Origin of the sequence: Enterobacter quasihormaechei, assembly GCF_004331385.1 — a bacterium.
GTDB classification, from domain to species: Bacteria; Pseudomonadota; Gammaproteobacteria; order Enterobacterales; family Enterobacteriaceae; genus Enterobacter; species Enterobacter quasihormaechei.
In genome coordinates this window covers 1-1,091 of sequence record NZ_SJON01000042.1, presented here as the reverse complement: position 1 = coordinate 1,091, position 1,091 = coordinate 1, and the positions used below count along the sequence as shown (strand labels likewise).

The window sequence follows — 1,091 nt, the reverse complement described above, 5'->3', positions numbered from 1 at the left end:
AGAACTTTAGCAACAACGCCCGCGCCAACGGTACGGCCGCCTTCACGGATTGCGAAACGCAGACCGTCGTCCATCGCGATTGGGTGGATCAGAGTCACAACCATCTTGATGTTGTCGCCTGGCATTACCATCTCTACGCCTTCTGGCAGTTCGATGGTACCGGTCACGTCAGTTGTACGGAAGTAGAACTGTGGACGGTAGCCTTTGAAGAACGGAGTATGACGGCCGCCTTCGTCTTTGGACAGAATGTACACTTCAGATTCGAACTTGGTGTGTGGCTTGATTGAGCCTGGCTTCGCCAGAACCTGACCACGTTCGATTTCTTCACGTTTGATACCACGCAGCAGAACACCAACGTTCTCACCAGCACGGCCTTCGTCCAGCAGTTTGCGGAACATTTCAACGCCAGTACAGGTAGACTTCGCAGTCTCTTTGATACCAACGATTTCAACTTCTTCACCAACTTTGATGATACCGCGCTCTACACGACCGGTAACAACGGTACCACGACCGGAGATGGAGAATACGTCTTCGATTGGCAGCAGGAATGGCTTGTCAATCGCACGCTCTGGTTCTGGGATGTAAGAATCCAGGAAGCCAGCCAGTTCGATGATTTTCTCTTCCCACTCTGCTTCGCCTTCCAGCGCTTTCAGCGCGGAACCACGAACGATTGGAGTGTCGTCGCCTGGGAAATCGTACTGAGACAGCAGTTCACGAACTTCCATCTCTACCAGTTCCAGCAGCTCTTCGTCATCAACCATGTCGCACTTGTTCAGGAACACGATGATGTAAGGAACGCCTACCTGACGACCCAGCAGGATGTGCTCACGCGTCTGAGGCATAGGGCCGTCAGTTGCAGCAACAACCAGGATCGCGCCGTCCATCTGCGCAGCACCGGTGATCATGTTTTTAACATAGTCGGCGTGGCCTGGGCAGTCTACGTGTGCGTAGTGGCGAGTCGGGGTGTCATACTCAACGTGAGAGGTGTTGATGGTGATACCACGAGCTTTTTCTTCTGGTGCGTTATCGATCTGGTCGAAAGCACGAGCAGCACCGCCGTAGGTTTTAGCCAGTACGGTAGTGATTGCAGC

Annotated in this window: 1 protein-coding gene; it reads right to left on the bottom strand. The window is 53.3% G+C overall.

The features are described 5' to 3' along the window. Nucleotides 1-1,091, bottom strand: a 1,091-nt coding sequence (gene tuf, locus E0L16_RS21930) for an elongation factor Tu (protein WP_131638315.1), incomplete at both ends; no start/stop codon positions are given.